Below are 21,448 nucleotides of genomic sequence, written 5' to 3'. Positions count from 1 at the left end.
TTCGCCCGGCGGAAGCGCCAGAGGTGTATACCCCTCCCCTCAAGGGGGAGGGGGGCCGTCGAGCCGATGCACTGGCCAAGGGCGCGGTCGCTGGCCATCGTCCTAAACCCCGAACTCGATATCGGGCCGCGCCGAGGTGGTGAGGCCCGCAAGGCAAGCGCCAGGTTCGAGGCCGGCGCCCTCGCAGGCCGGGATGTCGTTGACGAGTACGCGCCCGAGATTGGCGCAGTCGAGTCCGGAGAGCTCGAACTGCAGTACCTTGGTCTTGTCCTCGGCGAGCGCCTTGAAATCGAGATTGACGATGCGGTCGATGGCCCCCGAAGCATCAAAGAGCGCCACCTCGACGGCGGCGCGCTCGAGCGGCGCGCCGAGCCCGTTGGTGGCAAGGAACGTCACCCGGCAGCCGCTCTCGCCCTGCTGCAGGGCGTTGAGCTCGAGCGCAAGGCTCGGGTCCGGGATGGCGGCGGGTGCGGTTTCCTGTGCGGAGGCGGGCAGCGCCAGCAGCAGCACGGCAAGGGCGGGGGCGAAGCGGAAAGTCATCAGGCTACCTTTGTCTTGGGCGTCTCGTCCGCCGCGCGCGATTGCGGCAGGACATAGGGGATATCCGGGGCCGGAACGACGCCGACGCGCAGCGGACAGTCGAAGACCGTCTCGACCAGGGCGTCGGTCAGCACTTGCGCGGGCCGGCCGTGGGCGGCGACCCGGCCGTTCTTGAGCGCATAGAGGCTGTCGGCGTACATCGCCGCGAGGTTGAGGTCGTGCAGGATGGCGATGACGCCGCCGCCGGCCTGCGCGAACCGCCGTGCGACGTCCATGATCAGAAGCTGGTGCTTGACGTCGAGGCTCGAGACCGGCTCATCGAGGAAAAGGAAGCGCGGGGTGCCCTCGAGCACCGGCGCCCAGACCTGGCAGAGGACGCGCGCCAGCTGCACGCGCTGCTGCTCGCCGCCCGAGAGCTCGCCGTAGAACCGGCCGGCGAAGTCGGCAAGGTCGACGCGCATCAGCGCTTCCTCGGGCAAACGCCGATAGTGGCCGGGCGGCACGCCCGGGCGACCGGCGGTGAGGCCCAGCGCAACCACCTCGCGCACGGTGAAGGGGAAGGAGAGCGTCGTCGACTGCGGCAGGACCGCGCGCAGGCTTGCCGCCTGCGGCGGTGTCAGGGCCTTGAGGTCGCGCCCGCCGAGCCGGATGATCCCCGAATAGGCATAGTCGCCGCAAAGTGTCTTCAGCAGCGTCGTCTTGCCCGAGCCGTTGGGACCGACGATGACGGCGGTCTCGCCCGGACGGGCGATGAAATCGACCCCCTCGAGGATGGCGCGCCCGCCGATGGAAACACAGATGCCGTTCGCTTCGATCATTAAGCTCACCAAGCGAGCCCGCCGCGGCGGCGCAGCAGGATCCAGAGGAAGAACGGACCGCCCACGAACGCTGTGACGATGCCGATCGGCAGCTCGGCCGGAGCGACGATGGTGCGGCTGACGGCGTCGGCGGCGAGGAGGAACGCGGCGCCCAGCAGCGCCGAGGCGGGGATGAGGTAGCGGTGGTCCGGCCCGATGACGAGACGCAGCACGTGCGGCACGACGATGCCGACGAACCCGATGCCGCCGCTGACGGCGACGGACGCGCCCGTGGCGCCGGCAACGAGGACGATCGCCCAGCGCTTGAACGGCTGCACCGAGATGCCGAGGTGCGCCGCCGTCGCTTCGCCGAGCGTCATGGCATTGAGGCCGCGCGACAGGAACGAAGAGCCGACGAGAGCGGCTAAGATGATGGGGCCTGAGGCCAGCACCTTGGTCCAGTTGGCGCCCGAGAGCGAGCCGAGGCCCCAGAAGGTGAGGTCGCGCAGCTGGTTGTCGTCGGCCATGTAGACGAGGACGCCGGTGACGGCGCCGCAGAGGGCGCCGATGGCGATGCCGGCGAGGAGCATGGTGGCGATGGCCGTCTGCCCGCTGCGCGTCGCCACGCGGTAGAGGATGAAGGTGGTGACGAGCCCGCCCGCGAACGAGGCGATCTGCAGGGCATAGATGCCGAGGAAGGCGGTCACCGGCGCAAGGACGGTCGTACCGACGACGATGATGCCGACCGCGCCGAGCCCGGCGCCCGAGGAGACGCCGACGAGCCCCGGGTCGGCCAGCGGATTGCGAAAGAGCCCCTGCATGACGAGGCCGGAAACGGCAAGCGCCGCCCCGATCAGCGTGCCGAGGATCATGCGCGGCAGGCGGATGTTGAGGATCACCACCTGGTCGCGCAGCGCATCCGCGCCTTCGAGGGGCGCAAGGCCGAGCGCATGCGCGATGACCGGCCAGGCCGAAGCGCCCGAGGCCCCGGTCGTCATGGACAGGACCATGACGGCGAGGAGGAGCCCGGAAAGGACGACGACGGCGGTCTGCCCGATCCCCGAGCGGTCGCCGGCCATGCGCGTGGGCGCCGGATCGGCGGCGTGCGAGAGGCTAGCTTGGGTCATCGTTGCCTCCCCTTGCCGGGTGTGACGAGGTCGTGATCAGCTCCGGCGCGATCCCCTGCACCGGGTCATTCCCGCGAAAGCGGGAACCTCTGTTCGCAAGACCGGTAGGGGAAACGGAGGTCCCCGCTTTCGCGGGGATGACCCGGCGGAGGGGGAGGGTCGGTGCCCGGTTGTCAACTCCGAAGAAAACAGGATCGAACATTTCGGGCTGGGCCTCCGTCTCTAGAGTTCCGGATAGAGCGCTTCGACGAGGTCGGTGACCGCCTCTGCGGTGCGCGGGCCGAAGCCCAAGAGGTACGCCCCGTCCATCCGGATGAAGGCGTGGTTCTGCGCCGCCGGCGTCAGCGAGATCGCCGGGTGCGAGAGCATCTCCGCTTCGCTCGCGGCATGGTCGCCGCCCCGGTCCATCATCAGGATGACGTCGGGCGCCGCGGCGATGACCGCCTCTTCGGTCAGCTGCTTGTAGCCTTCATAGTCCTGGATCGCGTTGACCGCGCCGGCGAGCTCGATGATGCCGTTGGCGGCCGTGCCGGTGCCCGAGGCGTTGACCTTGCCGCCCTGCATCGAAAGGATGAAGAGGACGCGCTTGCGTTGCTCGAGCCCGGCGGTCTTCTCCTCGGCCGCGGCGAGCGCCGCGTCGATCTCGGTGGCGAGCGCCTCGGCCTTGTCGGGCACGCCCAGCGCCTCCCCGACGGCGCGGATCTTGGCGACCACTCCCTCGTGCGAGAAGCTCTCGGGCACGGTCTGGTATTCGACCCCGGCGTGCGAGAGGACCTCCAGCGCCTCGGGCGGCCCGCTGCCCTCGATGACGAGGAGGGCGGTGGGGCTGACCGAAAGCACGCCCTCGGGCGCGAGGGCGCGCATGTAGCCGACGTCCGGCAGCTCCAGCGCCTCAGGCGGATAGACGGCGGTCTGGTCGCGGGCGACGAGCTTAGCCTCTTCGCCCAGCGCATAGATGATCTCGGTCAGCGAGCCGCCGATCGAGACGAGCCGGGAGGTATCGGAAAAAGGTTCCAGCGCCGCGGCCGGAAGCGAAAGGCCGACGAGGGCGGCGGCGAGGAGGATGCGGAAGGGCTTCATCGATGGCTCCTCACGCGGCGCGGTCGCGCGGCAGCACCGGCAACGCCTCGACGATGCTGCGCCATTCGCTGCGCTCGTCGACGCCTTCCTTGCGCTTGCCGAAGAACTGGATGATGAGGTTGCCGTCCTCGCCATAGACCTCGACGGACGAGACATGCCCGTCCTTGGTGGGCTTCCTCACCGCCCAGACCTCGGCGATCTGGTCGAGCCGCAGGTGCAGGTGGAAGGTCTCGTCCATCACGTTGAGCCACGGGCCCAGCTCCTTGGTCTCGTGGATCGGGCCGGAATGGATCTGGATGCAGCCGCCATTGCCGACGAACACCATGATCGGCAGGTCGGAGCCCGCGGCCGCCGAGAACAGCGCCGGCACGGCGCCCTTGTCGAGCGGCCAGGCATAGTCCTCGCCGGCCATGCGCAGGGCCTCGAGCCGGTCGAGGTTGAGGTCCTTGAGCATACCGAAGAACTGGTGCGTGTCGGTCATCCGGCTCCAGCGCTCGCGCAGCTCCGCGGCGGACGCCGGCGTGCCGCGCTCGGGCTTGGCGGCCGGGCGGATGTCGAGCTCGGGCGACTGGTTCTGTGCGGTGAGGTTCGTCACCAGCACCGCCCAAGCCTCGAGGTTGGTGGCAGCGCGCGCGTGCACCTTGTGGACGGCGTGGCCCTGACGGTCGAAGAACTGCAGTGAGCGGCGCACCTGCCCCTCCTCGCCCGCCTTCTCGACGGCAAAGCCGAAGGCCCATTTGGACGGGAAGATGCGCAGGTCGATCTGCGCCCCGAGCACCATCGAGGCATTGGGGCCGAAGACGACCTTCTCGTAGGGGCCGATCTTCTCGTGCACGGCGCTCTCGTTGCGGGTCAGCGCCATCACCTCGCCGACGGCGGCCAGGCCGTTGAGCAGGAGCTCGACGTTCGGCTCGAGACGGGTGACGCCGTGGCCGATATGGGCGGCGACGAGCTCGGCCTCGGAGATGCCGTGGATGCGGGCGAAATCGCGCTCGCGCATCTCGGGGTGCTTTTCGCGCAGGCTGCGGATTTCGGCGGGAGTTTTTCTCGTCACGATCTGGGGCCCTATTTGTTGAGGATGAGTTTGTCCTGCCGGGTGATCCGCAGGCGGTAGCGGCCCCCTTTGTGGACGATGATGATCTCGCTGCGCCCGTCGAAGAGGCCGGCGCTGTCGATTTCGCGCGGCGTCTCGCCGTCGCTTCCAGTAGTCATGTCGTGCGCGCCGCGGGGAGCGTCGGCGCCCTTGTCGTCGGTCAAAAAAGCTCTGCCCGTCATGGGGTTGTGAACGGTATGCGTCCCCGGAGGGTGCGCATATCATTTGTTGACTCTCATAATCACGTTAATTAGAAGGCGCAATAGGTGATTTGGAGAGTCATGTTTCTTTGACCTCAAATCCGTGCCAGCCAGCAGTCGCAAGCCAGCACCGCCAACAAACGAGATCAGGAGAATTCAATGGGGCTGGTGGCCAGGACCGCCGCGCTGCTGATGGGCAGCGTGGCGATCGGAATGGTCGGGCTGCAGGGGGCTGCGGCACAATCGACCAACGTCAATACCGACAACGTCAACGCGCGCAACGTGACGCTGCTCGAACGCCTGGTGATCGGCGCGGGGGCGCCCAAGGTCGCCATCGACACGCCGCAGGCGGTGACCGTCGTCAGTCAGGACGACATCGACGCCCAGCAGGCGACGACCGTGGGCGAGGTGCTCGAAGCGATTCCGGGCGTTTCCGTCTCGGGATCGGAGCGTGTGACGGGTCAGACCTTCAATATCCGCGGCATCGGTGCGCCGGAGGCCTCCAACCAGGAAGGGCGCATCATCGTCAACGTCGACGGCGCCACCAAGCACTACGAGCAGTACCGCATGGGCGGGTTCTTCTCGGATCCCGAGCTCTATAAGCAGGTGGAAGTGTTGCGCGGCCCCGCGTCCTCCACCCTTTACGGATCAGGCGCTCTCGGCGGCGTCATCAACTTCGTGACCAAGGACGCCGAGGATTTCATCGCCGACGGCATGACGGGCGCGGTGCGGGTCAAGGGCAGCTACAATTCCAACGGCGCGGGCACGCTCGCCTCGGGGATCCTTGCCCACCGCCTCACCGACAACCTCGATGTGCTGCTGGCCGGCAACTGGCGCCGCTCGGACGACTACGAGACCGGCGACGGCTCGACAGTCTCGAGCTCGAGCTTCGAGGCGCTTTCCGGTCTCGCCAAGGTCACCGCGCGGCTCGATGACGAGGGGGCGGTGCGCATCTCCTACCAGCAATGGGATTCGGACGCCGACGACCAGGACTATGCCCAGGTCGGCACCATGGCCACCTTCGGCACGGTCGACCGGCATGTGATCGACCGCACGGCGATCATCTCCTATGAGAACCCGTTCTCGGGCAACGACTGGCTCAATGTGAAGCTCTCGGCCTCGTTCTCGGATACGACCGTCGAGCAGACCAACGCCACGGGCATTCCGGGCGTGCCGGTCCCGCCGTGCCTGTCGTCCAACATCTTCTGCGACACCGAGTACGGCTACCAGACATGGCAGCTCAACGCCGAGAACACCAGCGAGTGGCACGGCGAGAACTGGGACAATTATCTCACCTACGGCATCCAGTTCGCCCGCCAAACGCGCACGGCCGAATACACCGACTTCTTCGGCAACCCACGGATCTTCGAGCACCATCCGGAAGGGACCGACACCAAGATCGGCGCGTTCGTCCAGAACGAATTCGTCTTCGACGAGAAGCTGACGCTCATCCCCGGCGTGCGCGCCGACTGGCGCTGGCTGGAGCCGGCCGAGTCGATCGGGCTCAACCAGGAGGTCGATGACGTCGCCTTCTCGCCCAAGCTCGCGCTGCACTACAAGCTGACCGACGAGTTCGGCGTCTTCGCCTCCATCGCCCATACCCAGCGCCTGCCTTCGCTCGACGAGGTCTATTCCGCCCCGTTCCCGAGCTTCGGCCTCGAGAAGGAGCTGTCGACCAACTATGAAGCGGGCTTCTCGGTCTCGGGCTACGACCTCTTCCAGGGCGGCGACAGCCTGCAGCTGAAGACCACCGGCTTCTACAACGATATCTCCGACCTGATCTACCGCCAGTGCTCGAGCGCGGCGACCTGCCTTGCCCGCGGTATGACGCAGCAATACGTCAACCTCAACGAGGCCGAGATCTACGGGGCCGAGGTCGAGCTCGCCTATGACAGCGATTACGTCTTCGCCACCGCCGCCTATACCCACATCATCGGCAAGAACACCGAGACCGGCGAGTACCTCGACACCGTGGCTCCGCACGAGCTCGCCCTGACGCTCGGCGGCAAGGTGCCGGACTACGGGGTGTCCTTCGGCTGGCGGGCCCGCTTCGTCGCCGATCCGCAGGACGATGCGGACGTCAATGACTCGGCGACCAGCGGGCGACAGGCGGCCGCCTTCAACGTCCACGACGTGTTCGTGAACTGGAAGCCCGAAACGGGGCCGCTGGAAGGCACCACCGTCGCCTTCGGCATCGATAACGTCTTCGATACCCAGTATAAGGAATACCTGCAGAACGATCCGGCCAAGGGCCGCACGTTCAAGCTGACGCTGGCCAAGCAGTTCGACTACTGAGAGCTACCGAGGGGAGAGGGACCTTCGGGTTCCTCTTGGGCAGAGAGGCCGGGCAAGATATTGCCCGGCCTCTCCGTTTTCCATTGTCGTTCAGATGACGGAGCGGCTGCTGCGCTCCCCTCAAAGGATTGGGGAGCAGAGGAGGCGCTAGATCTGCTCGATGCAGACCGACGTGGTGCCGCGGTTGCGGAAGCCCAGCTGGGTGGCCGCTGCCTTGGACAGGTCGATGATGCGCCCGTGGACGAACGGTCCGCGGTCGTTGATGGTGACCACGATGGCGTTGCCGTTGCGCTGGTCGACGACCCGAAGCTTGGTGCCGAAGGGCAGGCTCTTGTGGGCCGCGGTCATCGCGTTTTCGTTGAAGATTTCACCCGAGGCGGCGCGCTTGCCGTTGAACCCCGGGCCGTACCAGGAGGCGCCGCCACATTGGGCCTGCGCCGCGATTGTGCCGGACACGAAAACCGCCGCGGCGGTGGCGGCGGCAACGAGAAGTCGTTTGGTCAATGTTGGATCTGCTCATCAGTTGTTAATGATGAACATGCCGTAAATTGGCCTCTTGTTGACAATGTGGGCAGCAACGGCGCCCGCATGTCGCAGTCGGGATTGTTGCGCGCCGGCCACGAAAATTGGGGCGATGTTTATGGCGAAAGGGAGCGGGACTCGCCACATTCGAGGGAAATAATTCTCTTTGCCTATCGATTCTTCCGCAACTTGGGACCGCGGCGGCGGAATCCCGAAAACCTCATTCCTTCTGTTGCCTCAGTGCAACAGAAAAGCCCGAAAGCCCCGCAATCAGGCAACCTGTTAAGGTTCCCACAAAAGTTTGCCGGGCGGGCGGCGTGATTGTGGCGGAGGCGCGGCAGTGCCTCGGGTCATAATTTGACCAATTGATAAAAAATCCGACCTGCGCTAGCCTCTTTCCTCAGGGGAACACAGCAGCAGGCAAGCACGATGGCAGGAAGTGCTTTCAAGGATGGGATCGCGCCCGGAAGGCTCGAGCCGACCCAGTACGCAGCCAATTTCGCCGACCTCCATCCGCCGCTCGCGCGCCACGAGGCGCTGGTCGAGGCCGACCGCTGCTATTTCTGCTACGACGCGCCGTGCATGAACGCGTGCCCGACCTCGATCGACATCCCGATGTTCATCCGCCAGATCGCGACCGATAACCCGATGGGCGCGGCAGAGACGATCTTCTCCCAGAACATCCTTGGCGGCATGTGCGCGCGTGTCTGCCCCACCGAAACGCTCTGCGAGGAAGCGTGCGTGCGCGAGGAGGCGGAAGGCAAGCCGGTCAAGATCGGCCAGCTGCAGCGCTATGCCACCGATATCGCCATGGAGGCGGGCCGGCAGTTCTTCACCCGCGCCGAACCGACGGGCAAACGCATCGCCGTCGTCGGTGCCGGCCCGGCGGGCCTCGCCTGCGCCCACCGGCTCGCGGTCAAGGGACACGAGGTCGTCGTCTATGATGCCCGGCCCAAAGCCGGCGGCCTCAACGAATACGGCATCGCCAGCTACAAGACCGTCGACGGCTTCGCTAGGGCCGAGGTCGATTACGTCACTGCCATCGGCGGCATCGCCATCGAGCTCGGCCAGCGGCTGGGCGAGAGTTTCTCGCTCGACGACCTCCGGGCAAGGTACGACGCGGTCTTCCTCGGTATCGGCCTTGGCGGCGTCAATGCTCTGAAGGCCGAGGGCGAGGACGCCGAGGGCGTGCGCGATGCGGTCGATTTCATCGCCGAGCTGCGCCAGGCGGACGACCTGTCCGACGTCGCCGTCGGCCGGCGCGTCGTCGTCATCGGCGGCGGCATGACCGCCATCGACGCGGCCGTCCAGGCCAAGCTCCTCGGCGCCGAGGACCTCACCATCTGCTACCGGCGCGGAAAGCAGGAGATGAACGCCTCGCAGTTCGAGCAGGATCTCGCGGCGAGCAAGGGCGTCACCATCCGCCACTGGCTCTCGCCCAGGCGCGTGCTGACGCAAGGCGGCAAGGTCGTGGGGCTCGAGCTCGAATACATGCAGCTCGTCGACGGGCGGCTGACCGGCCTCGGCCACACCATGACCATCCCCTGCGACCAGGTGTTCAAGGCCATCGGCCAGACCTTCGAGCCGCGCTCGGCCGAAGGCCTTGCCCTCGTCGGCGGCCGGATCGAAACGGATGGGCAGGGGCGCACGTCGCGCGAGGGCATCTGGGCGGGTGGCGACTGCATCGTCGGCGGCGACGACCTGACGGTGACGGCTGTAGCGCAAGGGCGCGACGCGGCCGAGAGCATTCATCGGTTTTTGGCGGCGGCGTCATGAGGACGTGGTCAGGAGCCGAGCGGCCTCGCCAGGGTGAGCATCCTGCGATCCGTATGCGGCAAAGGCCCCCTCACCCGGCCCTTCGGGCCGACCTCTCCCCCAAAGGGAGAGGTGATAGCGGCTCTCAGGCCGCGATGCCCTCTTCACCTCTCCCTTGGGGGAGAGGTCGCCGCGTAGCGGCGGGTGAGGGGGCCTTTGTCTCGCCAACCGGTCAAGCAGGGAGGTTTTCGGAAAATGGCTGACCTCACCACGCACTTCGTCGGCATCAAATCCCCCAACCCGTTCTGGCTGGCCTCGGCCCCGCCGACCGACAAGGCCTACAACGTCGAGCGCGCCTTCAAGGCCGGCTGGGGTGGGGTGGTCTGGAAGACGCTGGGCGAGGAGGGGCCACCGGTCGTCAACGTCAATGGGCCCCGCTACGGCGCCATCTGGGGCGCCGACCGGCGGCTCCTCGGCCTCAACAACATCGAACTCATCACCGACCGGGCGCTGCAGCAGAACCTTAGGGAGATCAAGGAAGTCAAGATGAAGTGGCCCGACCGGGCCCTCGTCGTCTCGATCATGGTGCCGTGCGAGGAGGAGAGCTGGAAGGCGATCCTGCCGCTGGTCGAGGAAACCGGCGCCGACGGTATCGAACTGAATTTCGGCTGCCCGCACGGCATGAGCGAGCGCGGCATGGGCTCGGCCGTCGGCCAGGTGCCTGAATATGTCGAGATGGTCGTCAGGTGGTGCAAGCAGTACACCCGCATGCCGGTCATCACCAAGCTGACCCCCAACATCACCGACATCAGGAAGCCCGCCCGCGCCGCCAAGGCCGGCGGCACCGACGCGGTTTCGCTCATCAACACCATCAACTCGATCACCGCGGTCAACCTCGACACCTTCGCGCCCGAGCCCTCGATCGACGGCAAGGGCACCCATGGGGGTTATTGCGGCCCGGCGGTCAAGCCCATCGCCTTGTCGATGGTTTCCGAGATCGCCCGCGATCCGGAAACCTTCGGCCTGCCGATCTCGGGGATCGGGGGCATCACCACCTGGCGGGACGCGGCCGAATTCATGGCCTTGGGCTCCGGCACGGTGCAGGTGTGCACCGCCGCCATGACCTACGGCTTCAAGATCGTCGAGGAGATGGCGACCGGCCTTTCCAACTGGATGGACGAGAAGGGTTACGCCGGCGTCGACGATTTCGTCGGCCGCGCCGTGCGCAACGTCACCGACTGGCAGTACCTCAACCTCAACTACGTGACCAAAGCCCGCATCGACCAGGACCTCTGCATCAAGTGCGGCCGCTGCCACATCGCCTGCGAGGACACCTCGCACCAGGCGATTAGGAAGGAGAAGGACGGCAAGCGCTTCTTCGAGGTGATGGACGACGAGTGCGTCGGCTGCAATCTCTGCGTCAACGTCTGCCCGGTGGACGACTGCATCACCATGGTTCCGGTCGCGCCGGGATTGGTCGATGAACGCACCGGCAGGGTGGTCTCCGCCGACTACGCCAACTGGACGACGCACCCGAACAACCCGATGGCCAAAGCCGCGGAGCCGGCCGAATAGGTACTCGAATTGCTCTGCCGGAGGCCCCTCACCCGGCGCTTCGCGCCGACCTCTCCCCGGAGGGGAGGTGAACGCGGTTCGGGCTTATATCGTGCGCCACCACAGGGTCCCCTCGCCCCTCTGGGGAGGGGGATAGGGTGAGGGGAATGGCGGTGTCTGATCCTACCCCGTCGTACGCACCTTGAAATCGAGGTGCGTCGCGAATCGCGTGTAGCGGGCGCCGGTGGGTTCGAGCCGGGCGGTGAGTCCGTCCCAGAGCCGCTCGCCCCGATGGACCAGCACCGGCGCGACCTGCAGGTGCAATTCGTCGACGGCGCCGGCGTTGAGGTATTGGCGCAGCGTCTTGACCCCGCCGGCGATGCCGACGCGACCATTGTTCGTCGCGGCCTTGGCGCGCTCCAGCGCCGTCTCGGGACCTTCGGTGACGAAATGGAAGACGGTCCCGCCCTCCATCTCGATCGGCGCGCGTGCGTAATGGGTGAGGACGAAGACCGGTGCGTGGTAGGGCGGATTGGGTCCCCACCAGCCTTTCCAGTCGAGGTCCCATTCGCCGCGCCCGGCCGTGAACATGTTGCGGCCCATGATGTAGGCGCCGTAGCTGACGACGGCGTCCCTCTCGGCCTTGTTGTTCTCCTCGTCCTCGAACATCCAGCGATGCATGTTCTCCGCCTCGCCCTCGCCGAACGGCTTTTCGAGGCTCTGGTTGGCCCCCGTGCCGAAGCCGTCGAGCGAGATGGACATATGGGCTGCCACCAGGGTCATCGGTCTCCTCTATATTACTTAAGTAAGTTCTTAAATTATTCGGCGGCTAGGGTCAAGCCGGAACATTTGGCCGACGCCCGGCATTCTCCCGCCATGGCCTACGAGCTTTTCTATTGGACCGGTATCCAGGGGCGCGGCGAGTTCGTCCGGCTGGCGCTCGAGGAGGCGGATGCCGACTATGTCGACATGGCCCGCGAGGCCGGCGACCGGGTGATTTTCGAGGTGCTGAAGGATCCGAGAACGCCCTCGTTCGCCCCGCCGATCCTGCGCGACGGCGACGTCGTCGTCGGGCAGACGGCGCTGATCCTGCACTATCTCGGCCGGCCGCTGGGCCTGGCGCCGCAGGATGAGCGGCTGCGAACGTGGACGCACCAGATCCAGCTGACGGTGACCGATTTCGTTGCCGAGATCCATGACGTCCACCACCCCATCGGCGTCGGCAGCTATTACGAGGACCAGAAGCCGGAGGCCAAGCGCCGGGCGAGGGAGTTCCGCGAGGAGCGCGTGCCGAAATTTCTTGGCTGGTTCGAGGGCATTCTGGCCGGCAACCCGCAGAGCGAAGGGCATCTGGTCGGCGACCGGCTGACCTATGTCGATCTCTCGCTCTTCCAGCTCGTCGACGGCCTCAATTACGCCTTTCCGCGCCTGATGCACGCCAGGCGCAACGAGTTCGCCCGGGTGATGGCCGTCTGGGATGCGGTGCGCAACCGCCCGCGCATCGCGGCCTACCTTGCCAGTCCGAGGCGCCTGCCGTTCAGCCAGTACGGGATATTCCGGCATTACCCGGAGCTGGATGCGTAAGGGAAGGAACGCTGCACTGTTCTTCCCATCCACTGGCTGTCATCCCGGCGAAAGCCGGGACCCAGTACACGGCGCGGGTGCGACTTGCGCTCCAACCAGTACCTTCACCGGGTCATCCCGCGAATGCGGGGATCACCGTTTTGCAGGAACAACAAAGGTTCCCGCTTTCGCGGGGAATGACCGTGGGTGGAATAGCGCGGTGCGAAAGCCGCCAGGCCAGCGTGTACTGGGTCCCGGCTTTCGCCGGGATGACAGCCGGTGGGTGGGGGGATGGCGCCACAAGCACAATCCGCCCCTATGGGGAGGGATCGAGCGGGCGGGCCGCCTGAGCCCGTCTGTCGAAATCGCGGCAGCTCGCTCGTCATAGGTGCGATGGACTTGCAACAAGCAAAACGGAGCCTTCCATGCCGACCGACGTCGCCGCAATCCTCCTCATCGTCGCCCGCCTGCTGGTGGGCGGCGCCTTCGTCATCATCGGGCTGCGCAACACCCGCGCCTTCGGCGCGCTCGATCCGATGATGGCCGGCAGCGCCATGCCGTTCCCATGGCTGTCGCTGCGCGTTGGCGTCGGTCTGCAGATCGTCTGCGGGCTGATGCTGGTCGTGGGCTTGTGGCCCGCCCTAGGAGCGGCCGGCCTTGTCCTCTTCGTTGTCCTCGCGACGTTCCTCTTCCACAACTTCTGGGCGTTCGAGGGCGAGGCGAGGGGCCAGCACCTGCAGGCCTTCCTCGGCAACGTCATGCTGACCGGCGGACTTCTGGGGCTGCTGGCCGCGTCGCTTTAGAACTGCGCACTTGGCCGTTCCACCCACCGCTGTCATCCGGCGAAAGTCGGGATCCAGCCCTGAACGCATCCGCAGGCACGTAAAGAGCGGAGGCACGTTTCCGCTCGTTCATACACCTTGCGGCCGCCGATGCATTTCAGGATGGATTCCGGCCTTCGCCGGAATGACACCGGGGTGGGGCGGTTTTGTGTGACACCCCAATTCCCCGCAACAGCGCCGGATAGTCCGAAAGGCTTGGGATACGGGGAGAGTCTTCTACCCCCTCACGCCCGTTTCTTGGGCATCAGCACACCCGTCATGAAGAGCTGCTCGAGGTAGCGCGCCGCGTCCTCGAAGCGGCCTTCCCCGCCGCGGTCACGGCCGAGGACGGCCCGCACCTGCACGTCGAAGTCGGCATAGTGCTGGGTCGTCGCCCAGATCGAGAAGATCAGGTGATAGGGATCGGTGCGGGCGATCTTGCCCGTATCCATCCAGCCCTCCAGCACCTTGGCCTTCTCGTCGACGAGGTTCTTGAGGTCCACCTCGATCATGTCGATGATGTGCGGGGCGCCCTGCAGCATCTCGTTGGCAAAGAGCCGGCTCTCGCGGGGGAAATCGCGCGCCATCTCGATCTTACGGCGGATATAGGAGCGGATCTCGGGGATCGGGTCGCCGTCGGCGTCGATGTCGCGCAACGGCTCGAGCCAGGTGACGAGGAGTTCGGAGATGAGGCGCCGGTGGATGTCCTCCTTCCTCGGAAAATAATAGAGCAGGTTCGGCTTGCTCATGCCCGCCACCTCGGCGATCTGGTCGATGGTCGAGCCGCGAAAGCCGTAGACCGAGAAGACATCGAGCGCCGCTTCCAGGATGATGTCCTGCTTTTCGCGCTGGATGCGCGTCAGCGGCCGGCCTTTGCCCGTCGTCCGCGCCTTGGGCTTTGCCGGCGGCTTGTCTGCTTCGCCCGCGGCGGGCTTGGCTTTCATGGAGGCGGCTCCGGCCCCGTTGGCCGCGCGTTTGCGTGGGCTTGCCGGCCCGTCGTTTTTCACCTTGATCGACGCCATTTTCGCCTTGCGGGAAACAATGGGAGTGCTAACATTTTTCCAACTGGTCAAAATTCTTGGTAACACGTTCCCGCGTCAAGAGCCAATAAACCTGAATAAACAAATCAACAAATCAACAAATAATCTTGCTGGGGTGTCCCGAGATGGTTGCACACGTGGTTCCGAACGATCTTTCCGCGTTCTGGATGCCCTTTACCGCCAATCGGCAGTTCAAGAAATCCCCGCGCATGTTCGTGGCCGCCAGGGACATGCATTATACGACCGCCGACGGTCGCCAGGTGCTCGACGGCACCGCCGGCCTCTGGTGCGTCAACGCCGGCCACTGCCGCCCGAAGATCACCGAAGCGATCCAGCGGCAAGCCGCCGAGCTCGATTATGCACCCGCCTTCCAGATGGGCCACCCCAAGGCCTTCGAGCTCGCCAACCGCCTCGTCGACCTCGCCCCCGATGGGCTCGACCACGTGCTCTTCACCAATTCCGGCTCGGAATCGGTCGAGACGGCCCTGAAGGTCGCGCTCGCCTACCACCGGGTAAAGGGCGAGGGCAGCCGCTTCCGCCTCATCGGGCGCGAGCGCGGCTATCACGGGGTCAATTTCGGCGGCATCTCGGTCGGCGGGATCGTCTCCAACCGCAAGATGTTCGGCACGCTCCTCACCGGCGTCGACCACCTGCCGCACACCCACAACCTCGCCACGAACGCCTTCAGTAAGGGCGAGCCCGAGCACGGCGCCGAACTTGCCGACGAGCTCGAGCGCATCGTCACCCTCCACGACCCCTCGACCATCGCGGCGGTGATCGTCGAGCCGGTGGCCGGCTCGACGGGTGTGCTCATCCCGCCAAAAGGTTACCTGCAAAAGCTGCGCGATATCACGAAAAAGCACGGAATTTTGCTGATATTTGACGAGGTGATCACCGGGTACGGACGCCTCGGCACGCCGTTCGCCGCCGACTATTTCGGCATCGTTCCCGACATCATGGTGACCGCCAAGGGCCTGACCAACGGCGTCATTCCCATGGGCGCGGTGCTGGTCTCGGCGCAAATCCACGATGCGTTCATGACGGGGCCCGATCACCTCATCGAGTTCTTCCACGGCTACACCTATTCGGGCAATCCGATCGCGTCGGCGGCCGGCATCGCGACCCTCGAAACCTATAAGGAAGAGGGGCTTTTGACGCGCGGCGCCGAGCTCGGGCTCTACTGGCAGGATGCGCTGCATTCCTTGAAGGGCGAGCCGCACGTCATCGACGTCAGGAACATCGGTCTCGTCGGGGCCATCGAGCTCGAGCCGATCGCCGGAGCGCCGACCAAGCGGGCCTTCTCGGCATTCGTCAAAGCCTACGAGTCGGGGTACCTCATCCGCACCACCGGCGATATCATCGCCCTCTCGCCGCCGCTGATCGTCGAGAAACACCACATCGACGAGCTGGTGGACGGCATCCGCAAGGTGCTGAGGGAGGTCGAATGATGCAGATCATAGAGAACGCCGTCGGCGGCAAGCGCTACGTTTCCTCCTCCAGCCGTCGCAGCCCCGTGTTTAACCCGGCGACCGGCGAGCAGACGGCCGAACTGCCGCTCTCGACGCTCGACGAGCTGAACGCCGCTGTTGCTGCGGCAAAGAAAGCGCTGCCCGGCTGGGCCAACACGCCGCCGATGAAGCGGGCACGTATCATGTTCCGCTTCAAGCAGCTGCTCGACGCGCATGCCGACGATCTCGCCCGCGAGATTTCCAAGGAACACGGCAAGGTGCACGACGATGCGCTGGGCGAAGTTGCCCGCGGCATCGACTGCGTCGATTTCGCCTGCGGCATCCCGCAGCTCTTGAAGGGCGAGTTCAGCCGGAATGTGGGGCCGAACATCGACTCCTATTCCGACCGGCAGCCGCTCGGCGTCGTTGCCGGTATCACGCCGTTCAACTTCCCGGCCATGGTGCCGATGTGGATGTATCCGCTCGCCATCGCCTGCGGCAACACGTTCATCCTGAAGCCCTCCGAGCGTGACCCGTCCGCCTCAATGCTCGCCTGGACCCTCTTCATGGAAGCGGGCCTGCCCGAGGGGGTGCTCAACGTCGTCCATGGCGACAAGGAGATGGTCGATGGCATCCTCGACCACCCCGACATCAAGGCGGTGAGCTTTGTCGGCTCGACGCCGATCGCCGAGTACGTCTACCAGCGCGGCACGAAAGCGGGAAAGCGCGTGCAGGCGCTGGGCGGGGCCAAGAACCACATGGTGATCCTGCCCGACGCCGACCTCGACCAAGCGGCGGATGCCCTGATGGGCGCCGGCTATGGCTCGGCCGGCGAGCGCTGCATGGCAATCTCGGTCGCCGTGCCGGTGGGCGATCAGACGGCGGACGCACTGATCGAGAAGCTGAAGCCGCGGGTGGAAAAACTCAAGATCGGCCCGGCGACCGATGGGGACGCGCAGATGGGGCCGGTGGTGACCCGGCAGCACCGCGACAAGATTCTCGGCTACATCGACAAGGGTGTCGAGGAAGGCGCCGAACTCGTCGTCGACGGGCGCGGCTTTTCGCTCCAGGGTTACGAGGACGGCTTCTTCGTCGGCGGGACGCTCTTTGATCGCGTGACGCGCGACATGGCCATCTACCGCGACGAGATCTTCGGCCCCGTGCTCTCGGTTGTGCGGGCGCGCGACTACACGGACGTGGTCGACCTCATCCACGGCCACGAATACGCTAACGGCACGGCGATCTTCACCCGCGACGGGGACGCGGCGCGCGAGTTCGCCGACAAGATCGAGGTGGGAATGGTCGGCATCAACGTGCCGATCCCGGTGCCCGTCGCCTACCACTCCTTCGGCGGCTGGAAGCGCTCGCTCTTCGGCGACCATTCGATCTACGGCCCCGAGGGCGTGCAATTCTATACGCGCTTGAAGACCGTGACGACCCGCTGGCCCGCCGGCATCAAGGAGGGAGCGCAGTTCACGTTCCCGAGCCTTAAATAGTCTGGAGACCCATGGATGACTGCCCCGGGAGAAAACCTTCGCATCAACGGCGACCGCCTCTGGGACAGTCTGATGCAGATGGCCAGGATCGGCCCAGGTATTGCCGGGGGCAATAACCGGCAGACGCTGACCGATGCCGATGGGGAAGGCCGCGCGCTCTTTAGGCGCTGGTGCGAGGACGCTGGGCTCTCCATGGGCGTCGACCGCATGGGCACGATGTTCATGACGCGGGCGGGAACGGACCCGCAAGCCCTTCCGGTCTATGTCGGCAGCCACCTCGATACGCAGCCGACCGGCGGCAAATATGACGGGGTGCTGGGCGTGCTTTCCGGCCTCGAGCTCGCGCGTACGCTCAACGACCTCGGCATTAGGACGAAGCATCCGATCGTCGTCACCAACTGGACCAACGAAGAGGGCGCACGCTTCGCGCCGGCGATGCTCGCTTCGGGCGTCTTCGCTGGCGTCCATACCCTTGACTACGCCTATGCCCGCAAGGACCTCGACGGCAAGACCTTCGGCGAGGAGCTCGAGCGCATCGGCTGGGTGGGCGACGAGGAGGTCGGCGCGCGCAAGATGCACGCCTATTTCGAATACCACATCGAGCAGGGGCCGATCCTCGAGGCCGCGGGCAAGCAGATCGGCGTCGTCACCCACTGCCAGGGCCTCTGGTGGCTGGAATTCACGCTGACCGGCAAGGAGGCGCATACCGGCTCGACGCCGATGCTGATGCGCGTCAACGCCGGGCTCGCCATGGCGCGCATCATGGAGATGGTGCAGACCGTCGCCATGGAGAACCAGCCGGGCGCCGTCGCCGGCGTCGGCCAGGTCAAGTTCTCCCCCAATTCGCGTAATGTCCTGCCGGGGACGGTCGTCTCCACCGTCGACCTGCGCTCGCCCGACCAGATGAAACTCGACGGCATGCGCGCCCGCATTGAAGCCGAGGCCAAGCAGATCGCCGGTGCGCTCGGCGTCGACTGCTCGGTCGAGGCGGTGGGGCACTTCGATCCGGTGACGTTCGACCCGACACTGGTCGAGCGCGTGCGCAAGGCCGCCGAGGGCCTCGGCTATACGCACATGGACATCGTCTCCGGCGCCGGCCACGACGCCTGCTGGGCAGCCAAGGTCGCGCCCGCCACCATGGTCATGTGCCCCTGTGTCGACGGCCTCAGCCACAACGAGGCCGAGGAGATCTCCAAGGAATGGGCGGCAGCCGGCGCCGACGTGCTGCTGCACGCGGTGGCGGAGACGGCGGAGATTGTGCCGTGAGGGTTGCGCGTCTATATTCAATCGAGGTTTACGCGCGGAACGCGGGATCATGTCGACCGAGAACATCATTCTCGAACATTTGCGTGCCATCCGCGCAACGCTGGATCGGCAGTCCGAAGACCTGCGCGAAATCAAGAGCCGCCTCGGCATTCTCGAGCAGCAATATGCGAGCCTCTCGGTGCGCATCGACCGCATGGATGAGCGTGTCGCGCGCATCGAGAAGCGCCTCGATCTGGTCGAAGCCTGAACGGCCGATTTTCCTCTGCCTGTGTAACGGAACGCGCCACTCCTCTGATGAGGGAGTGGTCGAGCGCGTTCTTGCTTCCGCGTCGATTGCGAATGGAGGACCGGAACCATGACCACGGTCATCAAAAACGGCACGATCGTTACCGCCGACATGACCTATGAGGGCGATGTGAAGATCGCCCACGGCAAGATCGTCGAGATCGGCAGGCATCTCGATGGCGACGAGGTGCTGGATGCCTCCGGGTGCTACGTCATGCCCGGCGGCATCGATCCGCATACGCATCTCGAAATGCCGTTCATGGGCACCTATTCGTCCGACGATTTCGAGAGCGGCACGCGCGCCGCGCTTGCCGGCGGCACGACCATGGTCGTCGATTTCTGCCTGCCCAATCCCAACCAGAGTCTCCTCGAAGCGCTCTCCATGTGGGACAACAAGACGGGCAAGGCCTCGTGTGACTTCTCCTTCCATATGGCGATCACCTGGTGGGGCGAAGAGGTGTGGAAGGAGATGGCCGAGGTGGTCGACCGCGGCATCACCTCGTTCAAGCACTTCATGGCCTATAAGGGCGCGCTGATGGTCGACGACGACGAGATGTTCTCGTCCTTCCAGCGCTGCGCCGAGCTCGGCGCCCTGCCGCTCGTCCATGCCGAGAACGGCGACGTCGTCGCGCAGATGACGCAGAAGCTGCTGGATGCCGGCAACAACGGCCCGGAGGCGCACGCCTATAGCCGCCCCCCGGAAGTCGAGGGCGAGGCGACCAACCGCGCGATCATGATCGCCGACATGGCGGGCGTGCCGCTCTATGTGGTGCACACCAGCTGCGAGCAGGCGCACGAGGCGATCCGTCGGGCACGGGCCAAGGGCATGCGCGTCTATGGCGAGCCGCTGATCCAGCACCTCGTGCTCGACGAGAGCGAATACTTCAACCCGGATTGGGACTATGCGGCCCGCCGGGTGATGTCGCCGCCTTTCCGCAACAAGCTGCATCAGGATTCGCTCTGGGCCGGGCTGCAGTCGGGCTCGCTGCAGGTCGTCGCCACCGACCACTGCGCGTTCACGACGCAGCAGAAGCGGTTCGGCATCGGCAACTTCGCCAAGATCCCCAACGGCACCGGCGGGCTCGAGGACCGCATGCCGGTGCTGTGGACGAAGGGGGTCAATACCGGGCGCTTGACCATGAACGAGTTCGTGGCGGTGACCTCCACCAACATCGCCAAGATCCTCAACATGTATCCGCGCAAGGGCGCCATCGCGCTCGGCGGCGATGCCGACATCGTGGTGTGGGACCCGAAGCGGACAAAGACGATTTCAGCCGATCGGCAGCAGTCGGTCATCGATTACAACGTCTTCGAGGGGATCGAAGTGACGGGTCTGCCGCGGTTCGTCCTCTCGCGCGGCAAGGTGTCGATCGTCGAGGACGAGGTGCGGACCGAGCCCGGCCACGGCAAGTTCATCGCCCGCGAGCCCAGGAACCCGGTCAACCGGGCGCTGAGCCAATGGAAGGAAATCACCGCCCCGCGCAAGGTCGAGCGCACGGGCATTCCGGCGACGGGGGTGTGATGGTCGGAATGGAGTTCGAGAAGGCCCCCTCATCCGGCGGCTTTGCCGCCGACCCCGGATCAGGTCCGGGGCAGGCTCTCTCCCCCAAAGGGAGAGGTGATCCGGCCTCGCTCGAGGCGCTCTTCACCTCTCCCTGGGGGGAGAGGTCGCCGCGCAGCGGCGGGTGAGGGGGCCTTCGCATGATCTCTCCTGGGATTTCCGCTTCCAATCTCAGCCTGACCTTCGCGACCAACGATGGACCAGTGACGGCGCTCTCCGATGTCACTCTCGACATAGGCAAGGGCGAGTTCGTCTCCTTCATCGGGCCGTCCGGCTGCGGCAAGACGACGTTCCTGCGGACCATTGCCGATCTCGAAAAGCCGTCCTCGGGCACCATTACCGTCAACGGCCAGACGCCCGAGAACGCTCGCAAGGACCGGGCCTATGGCTACGTCTTCCAGGCGCCGGCGCTCTATCCCTGGCGCACCATCGAGAAGAACGTGGCGCTGCCATTGGAGATCATGGGCTATCCGCAGGCCGAGCAGAAGGCGCGGATCGCGCGCACCCTCGAGCTCGTCAACCTCTCCGGCTTCGAGAAGCGCTACCCCTGGCAGCTTTCGGGCGGCATGCAGCAGCGTGCCTCGATCGCGCGGGCGCTGGCGTTCGATGCGGACCTCTTACTGATGGACGAGCCCTTCGGCGCCCTCGACGAGATCGTGCGCGACCATCTCAATTCCGAGCTCCTGAAGCTCTGGAAGGGCACGGGCAAGACCATCTGCTTCGTCACCCACTCCATTCCCGAGGCGGTCTACCTCTCGACCAAGATCGTGGTGATGAGTCCGCGGCCGGGGCGGGTGACCGACATCATTGAGTCGACCCTGCCGGCCGAGCGGCCGCTCGACATCCGCGAGACGCCGGAGTTCCTGGCCATTGCCGCGCGGGTGCGCGAGGGGCTGCGCGCCGGGCACTCCTATGAGGAGGTGGGGTGATGGCGGGGGTGTCGCTGGGTGCACTGGCTCCCCTCCCCCTTGAGGGGGCCTCTTGTACACATCTCCGAGCCCCCGA

The 21,448-nt window shown here is 65.8% G+C and carries 20 protein-coding genes; 11 read left to right on the top strand and 9 right to left on the bottom strand.

The features are described 5' to 3' along the window. Positions 1 to 102: 102 nt before the first annotated feature. The 6 genes from VE25_RS16750 to hemP form a co-directional block, all read right to left on the bottom strand. The gene (locus VE25_RS16750; protein ID WP_046109799.1) at positions 103 to 540 is read right to left on the bottom strand and encodes a hypothetical protein; all 438 of its coding nucleotides are present in this window, start codon (positions 538 to 540) and stop codon (positions 103 to 105) included. Then, positions 540 to 1,358 (bottom strand): heme ABC transporter ATP-binding protein, encoded by an 819-nt coding sequence (locus VE25_RS16745; RefSeq protein ID WP_046109798.1) that lies wholly within the window; start codon positions 1,356 to 1,358, stop codon positions 540 to 542. Before VE25_RS16745 ends, VE25_RS16750 begins: the two co-directional genes overlap by 1 nt. A gap of 5 nt (positions 1,359 to 1,363) precedes the next feature. After that, a complete protein-coding gene (locus tag VE25_RS16740; protein WP_046109797.1) occupies positions 1,364 to 2,464 on the bottom strand; it encodes a FecCD family ABC transporter permease in 1,101 nt (366 codons plus the stop codon). Between the two features lie 222 nt (positions 2,465 to 2,686). After that, complete coding sequence (locus tag VE25_RS16735; protein ID WP_046109796.1) at positions 2,687 to 3,544, bottom strand: heme/hemin ABC transporter substrate-binding protein; 858 nt, start codon at positions 3,542 to 3,544, stop codon at positions 2,687 to 2,689. Positions 3,545 to 3,554: 10 nt separating this feature from the next. Further along, entirely contained in the window at positions 3,555 to 4,544 is a 990-nt protein-coding gene (locus tag VE25_RS16730) for a hemin-degrading factor (protein WP_083989013.1), read from the bottom strand. A gap of 65 nt (positions 4,545 to 4,609) precedes the next feature. After that, entirely contained in the window at positions 4,610 to 4,756 is a 147-nt protein-coding gene (gene hemP / locus VE25_RS22440; protein WP_152664655.1) for a hemin uptake protein HemP, read from the bottom strand. A gap of 240 nt (positions 4,757 to 4,996) precedes the next feature. On the opposite strand from hemP, the gene VE25_RS16720 reads away from it, so the two are divergent. Beyond that, positions 4,997 to 7,132: a TonB-dependent hemoglobin/transferrin/lactoferrin family receptor gene (locus VE25_RS16720; RefSeq protein ID WP_046109795.1), complete on the top strand. Its 2,136-nt coding sequence runs from the start codon at positions 4,997 to 4,999 to the stop codon at positions 7,130 to 7,132. A gap of 147 nt (positions 7,133 to 7,279) precedes the next feature. On the opposite strand, the gene VE25_RS16715 is transcribed toward VE25_RS16720, so the two are convergent. Next, positions 7,280 to 7,636, bottom strand: coding sequence for a septal ring lytic transglycosylase RlpA family protein (locus VE25_RS16715; RefSeq protein ID WP_046109794.1), 357 nt, complete (start codon positions 7,634 to 7,636; stop codon positions 7,280 to 7,282). A gap of 447 nt (positions 7,637 to 8,083) precedes the next feature. Here VE25_RS16715 and VE25_RS16710 point away from each other — a divergent pair, with 447 nt between their 5' ends. Next, entirely contained in the window at positions 8,084 to 9,430 is a 1,347-nt protein-coding gene (locus VE25_RS16710; RefSeq protein ID WP_046109793.1) for an NAD(P)-dependent oxidoreductase, read from the top strand. A 234-nt stretch (positions 9,431 to 9,664) separates the two neighbouring features. Next, positions 9,665 to 10,984, top strand: coding sequence for an NAD-dependent dihydropyrimidine dehydrogenase subunit PreA (gene preA / locus VE25_RS16705; RefSeq protein ID WP_046109792.1), 1,320 nt, complete (start codon positions 9,665 to 9,667; stop codon positions 10,982 to 10,984). Between the two features lie 162 nt (positions 10,985 to 11,146). Here preA and VE25_RS16700 read toward each other — a convergent pair whose 3' ends face one another. Next, the gene (locus VE25_RS16700; protein ID WP_046109791.1) at positions 11,147 to 11,746 is read right to left on the bottom strand and encodes a dihydrofolate reductase family protein; all 600 of its coding nucleotides are present in this window, start codon (positions 11,744 to 11,746) and stop codon (positions 11,147 to 11,149) included. Positions 11,747 to 11,839: 93 nt separating this feature from the next. On the opposite strand from VE25_RS16700, the gene VE25_RS16695 reads away from it, so the two are divergent. Next, on the top strand, positions 11,840 to 12,547 hold the full coding sequence (locus VE25_RS16695; protein WP_046109790.1) for a glutathione S-transferase: 708 nt from the start codon (positions 11,840 to 11,842) through the stop codon (positions 12,545 to 12,547). A 404-nt stretch (positions 12,548 to 12,951) separates the two neighbouring features. Then, the gene (locus VE25_RS16690; protein WP_046109789.1) at positions 12,952 to 13,329 is read left to right on the top strand and encodes a DoxX family protein; all 378 of its coding nucleotides are present in this window, start codon (positions 12,952 to 12,954) and stop codon (positions 13,327 to 13,329) included. A gap of 263 nt (positions 13,330 to 13,592) precedes the next feature. Here the strand turns inward: VE25_RS16690 and VE25_RS16685 are convergent, their stop codons facing one another. Then, positions 13,593 to 14,291, bottom strand: coding sequence for a TetR family transcriptional regulator C-terminal domain-containing protein (locus tag VE25_RS16685; protein WP_083989014.1), 699 nt, complete (start codon positions 14,289 to 14,291; stop codon positions 13,593 to 13,595). Positions 14,292 to 14,512: 221 nt separating this feature from the next. Between VE25_RS16685 and aptA the strand changes: the two genes are divergently transcribed. The 6 genes from aptA (at position 14,513) to VE25_RS16655 (ending at position 21,372) form a co-directional block, all read left to right on the top strand. Beyond that, entirely contained in the window at positions 14,513 to 15,835 is a 1,323-nt protein-coding gene (gene aptA, locus VE25_RS16680) for an omega-aminotransferase AptA (protein ID WP_046109788.1), read from the top strand. Beyond that, positions 15,835 to 17,331 carry a CoA-acylating methylmalonate-semialdehyde dehydrogenase gene (locus tag VE25_RS16675; protein WP_046109800.1) on the top strand — a complete coding sequence of 499 codons (1,497 nt, stop codon included), beginning with the start codon at positions 15,835 to 15,837 and terminating at the stop codon, positions 17,329 to 17,331. Before aptA ends, VE25_RS16675 begins: the two co-directional genes overlap by 1 nt. 15 nt (positions 17,332 to 17,346) lie before the next feature. Then, the gene (locus VE25_RS16670) at positions 17,347 to 18,597 is read left to right on the top strand and encodes a Zn-dependent hydrolase (RefSeq protein WP_046109787.1); all 1,251 of its coding nucleotides are present in this window, start codon (positions 17,347 to 17,349) and stop codon (positions 18,595 to 18,597) included. 49 nt (positions 18,598 to 18,646) lie between these two features. Further along, positions 18,647 to 18,844: a hypothetical protein gene (locus tag VE25_RS16665; protein WP_046109786.1), complete on the top strand. Its 198-nt coding sequence runs from the start codon at positions 18,647 to 18,649 to the stop codon at positions 18,842 to 18,844. Positions 18,845 to 18,952: 108 nt separating this feature from the next. Next, positions 18,953 to 20,404: a dihydropyrimidinase gene (hydA, locus tag VE25_RS16660; RefSeq protein WP_046109785.1), complete on the top strand. Its 1,452-nt coding sequence runs from the start codon at positions 18,953 to 18,955 to the stop codon at positions 20,402 to 20,404. Between the two features lie 179 nt (positions 20,405 to 20,583). Further along, complete coding sequence (locus VE25_RS16655) at positions 20,584 to 21,372, top strand: ABC transporter ATP-binding protein (RefSeq protein WP_046109784.1); 789 nt, start codon at positions 20,584 to 20,586, stop codon at positions 21,370 to 21,372. Positions 21,373 to 21,448 lie beyond the last annotated feature (76 nt).

The organism is Devosia geojensis, assembly GCF_000969415.1.
GTDB classification, from domain to species: domain Bacteria; phylum Pseudomonadota; class Alphaproteobacteria; order Rhizobiales; family Devosiaceae; genus Devosia; species Devosia geojensis.
Note: the sequence above shows the minus strand (reverse complement) of the source record. Positions and strands in the feature narration are given on the sequence as shown.

Excerpts from the sequence above, each read along its gene's own strand:
- VE25_RS16750 (WP_046109799.1), bottom strand. The coding sequence starts at position 540 with ATGACTTTCCGCTTCGCCCCCGCCCTTGCCGTGCTGCTGCTGGCGCTG.
- VE25_RS16745 (WP_046109798.1), bottom strand. The coding sequence starts at position 1,358 with ATGATCGAAGCGAACGGCATCTGTGTTTCCATCGGCGGGCGCGCCATC.
- VE25_RS16740 (WP_046109797.1), bottom strand. The coding sequence starts at position 2,464 with ATGACCCAAGCTAGCCTCTCGCACGCCGCCGATCCGGCGCCCACGCGC.
- VE25_RS16735 (WP_046109796.1), bottom strand. The coding sequence starts at position 3,544 with ATGAAGCCCTTCCGCATCCTCCTCGCCGCCGCCCTCGTCGGCCTTTCG.
- VE25_RS16730 (WP_083989013.1), bottom strand. The coding sequence starts at position 4,544 with ATGCGCGAGCGCGATTTCGCCCGCATCCACGGCATCTCCGAGGCCGAG.
- hemP (WP_152664655.1), bottom strand. The coding sequence starts at position 4,756 with ATGACTACTGGAAGCGACGGCGAGACGCCGCGCGAAATCGACAGCGCC.
- VE25_RS16720 (WP_046109795.1), top strand. The coding sequence starts at position 4,997 with ATGGGGCTGGTGGCCAGGACCGCCGCGCTGCTGATGGGCAGCGTGGCG.
- VE25_RS16710 (WP_046109793.1), top strand. The coding sequence starts at position 8,084 with ATGGCAGGAAGTGCTTTCAAGGATGGGATCGCGCCCGGAAGGCTCGAG.
- preA (WP_046109792.1), top strand. The coding sequence starts at position 9,665 with ATGGCTGACCTCACCACGCACTTCGTCGGCATCAAATCCCCCAACCCG.
- VE25_RS16700 (WP_046109791.1), bottom strand. The coding sequence starts at position 11,746 with ATGACCCTGGTGGCAGCCCATATGTCCATCTCGCTCGACGGCTTCGGC.
- VE25_RS16695 (WP_046109790.1), top strand. The coding sequence starts at position 11,840 with ATGGCCTACGAGCTTTTCTATTGGACCGGTATCCAGGGGCGCGGCGAG.
- VE25_RS16690 (WP_046109789.1), top strand. The coding sequence starts at position 12,952 with ATGCCGACCGACGTCGCCGCAATCCTCCTCATCGTCGCCCGCCTGCTG.
- VE25_RS16685 (WP_083989014.1), bottom strand. The coding sequence starts at position 14,291 with ATGAAAGCCAAGCCCGCCGCGGGCGAAGCAGACAAGCCGCCGGCAAAG.
- aptA (WP_046109788.1), top strand. The coding sequence starts at position 14,513 with ATGGTTGCACACGTGGTTCCGAACGATCTTTCCGCGTTCTGGATGCCC.
- VE25_RS16675 (WP_046109800.1), top strand. The coding sequence starts at position 15,835 with ATGCAGATCATAGAGAACGCCGTCGGCGGCAAGCGCTACGTTTCCTCC.
- VE25_RS16670 (WP_046109787.1), top strand. The coding sequence starts at position 17,347 with ATGACTGCCCCGGGAGAAAACCTTCGCATCAACGGCGACCGCCTCTGG.
- VE25_RS16665 (WP_046109786.1), top strand. The coding sequence starts at position 18,647 with ATGTCGACCGAGAACATCATTCTCGAACATTTGCGTGCCATCCGCGCA.
- hydA (WP_046109785.1), top strand. The coding sequence starts at position 18,953 with ATGACCACGGTCATCAAAAACGGCACGATCGTTACCGCCGACATGACC.
- VE25_RS16655 (WP_046109784.1), top strand. The coding sequence starts at position 20,584 with ATGATCTCTCCTGGGATTTCCGCTTCCAATCTCAGCCTGACCTTCGCG.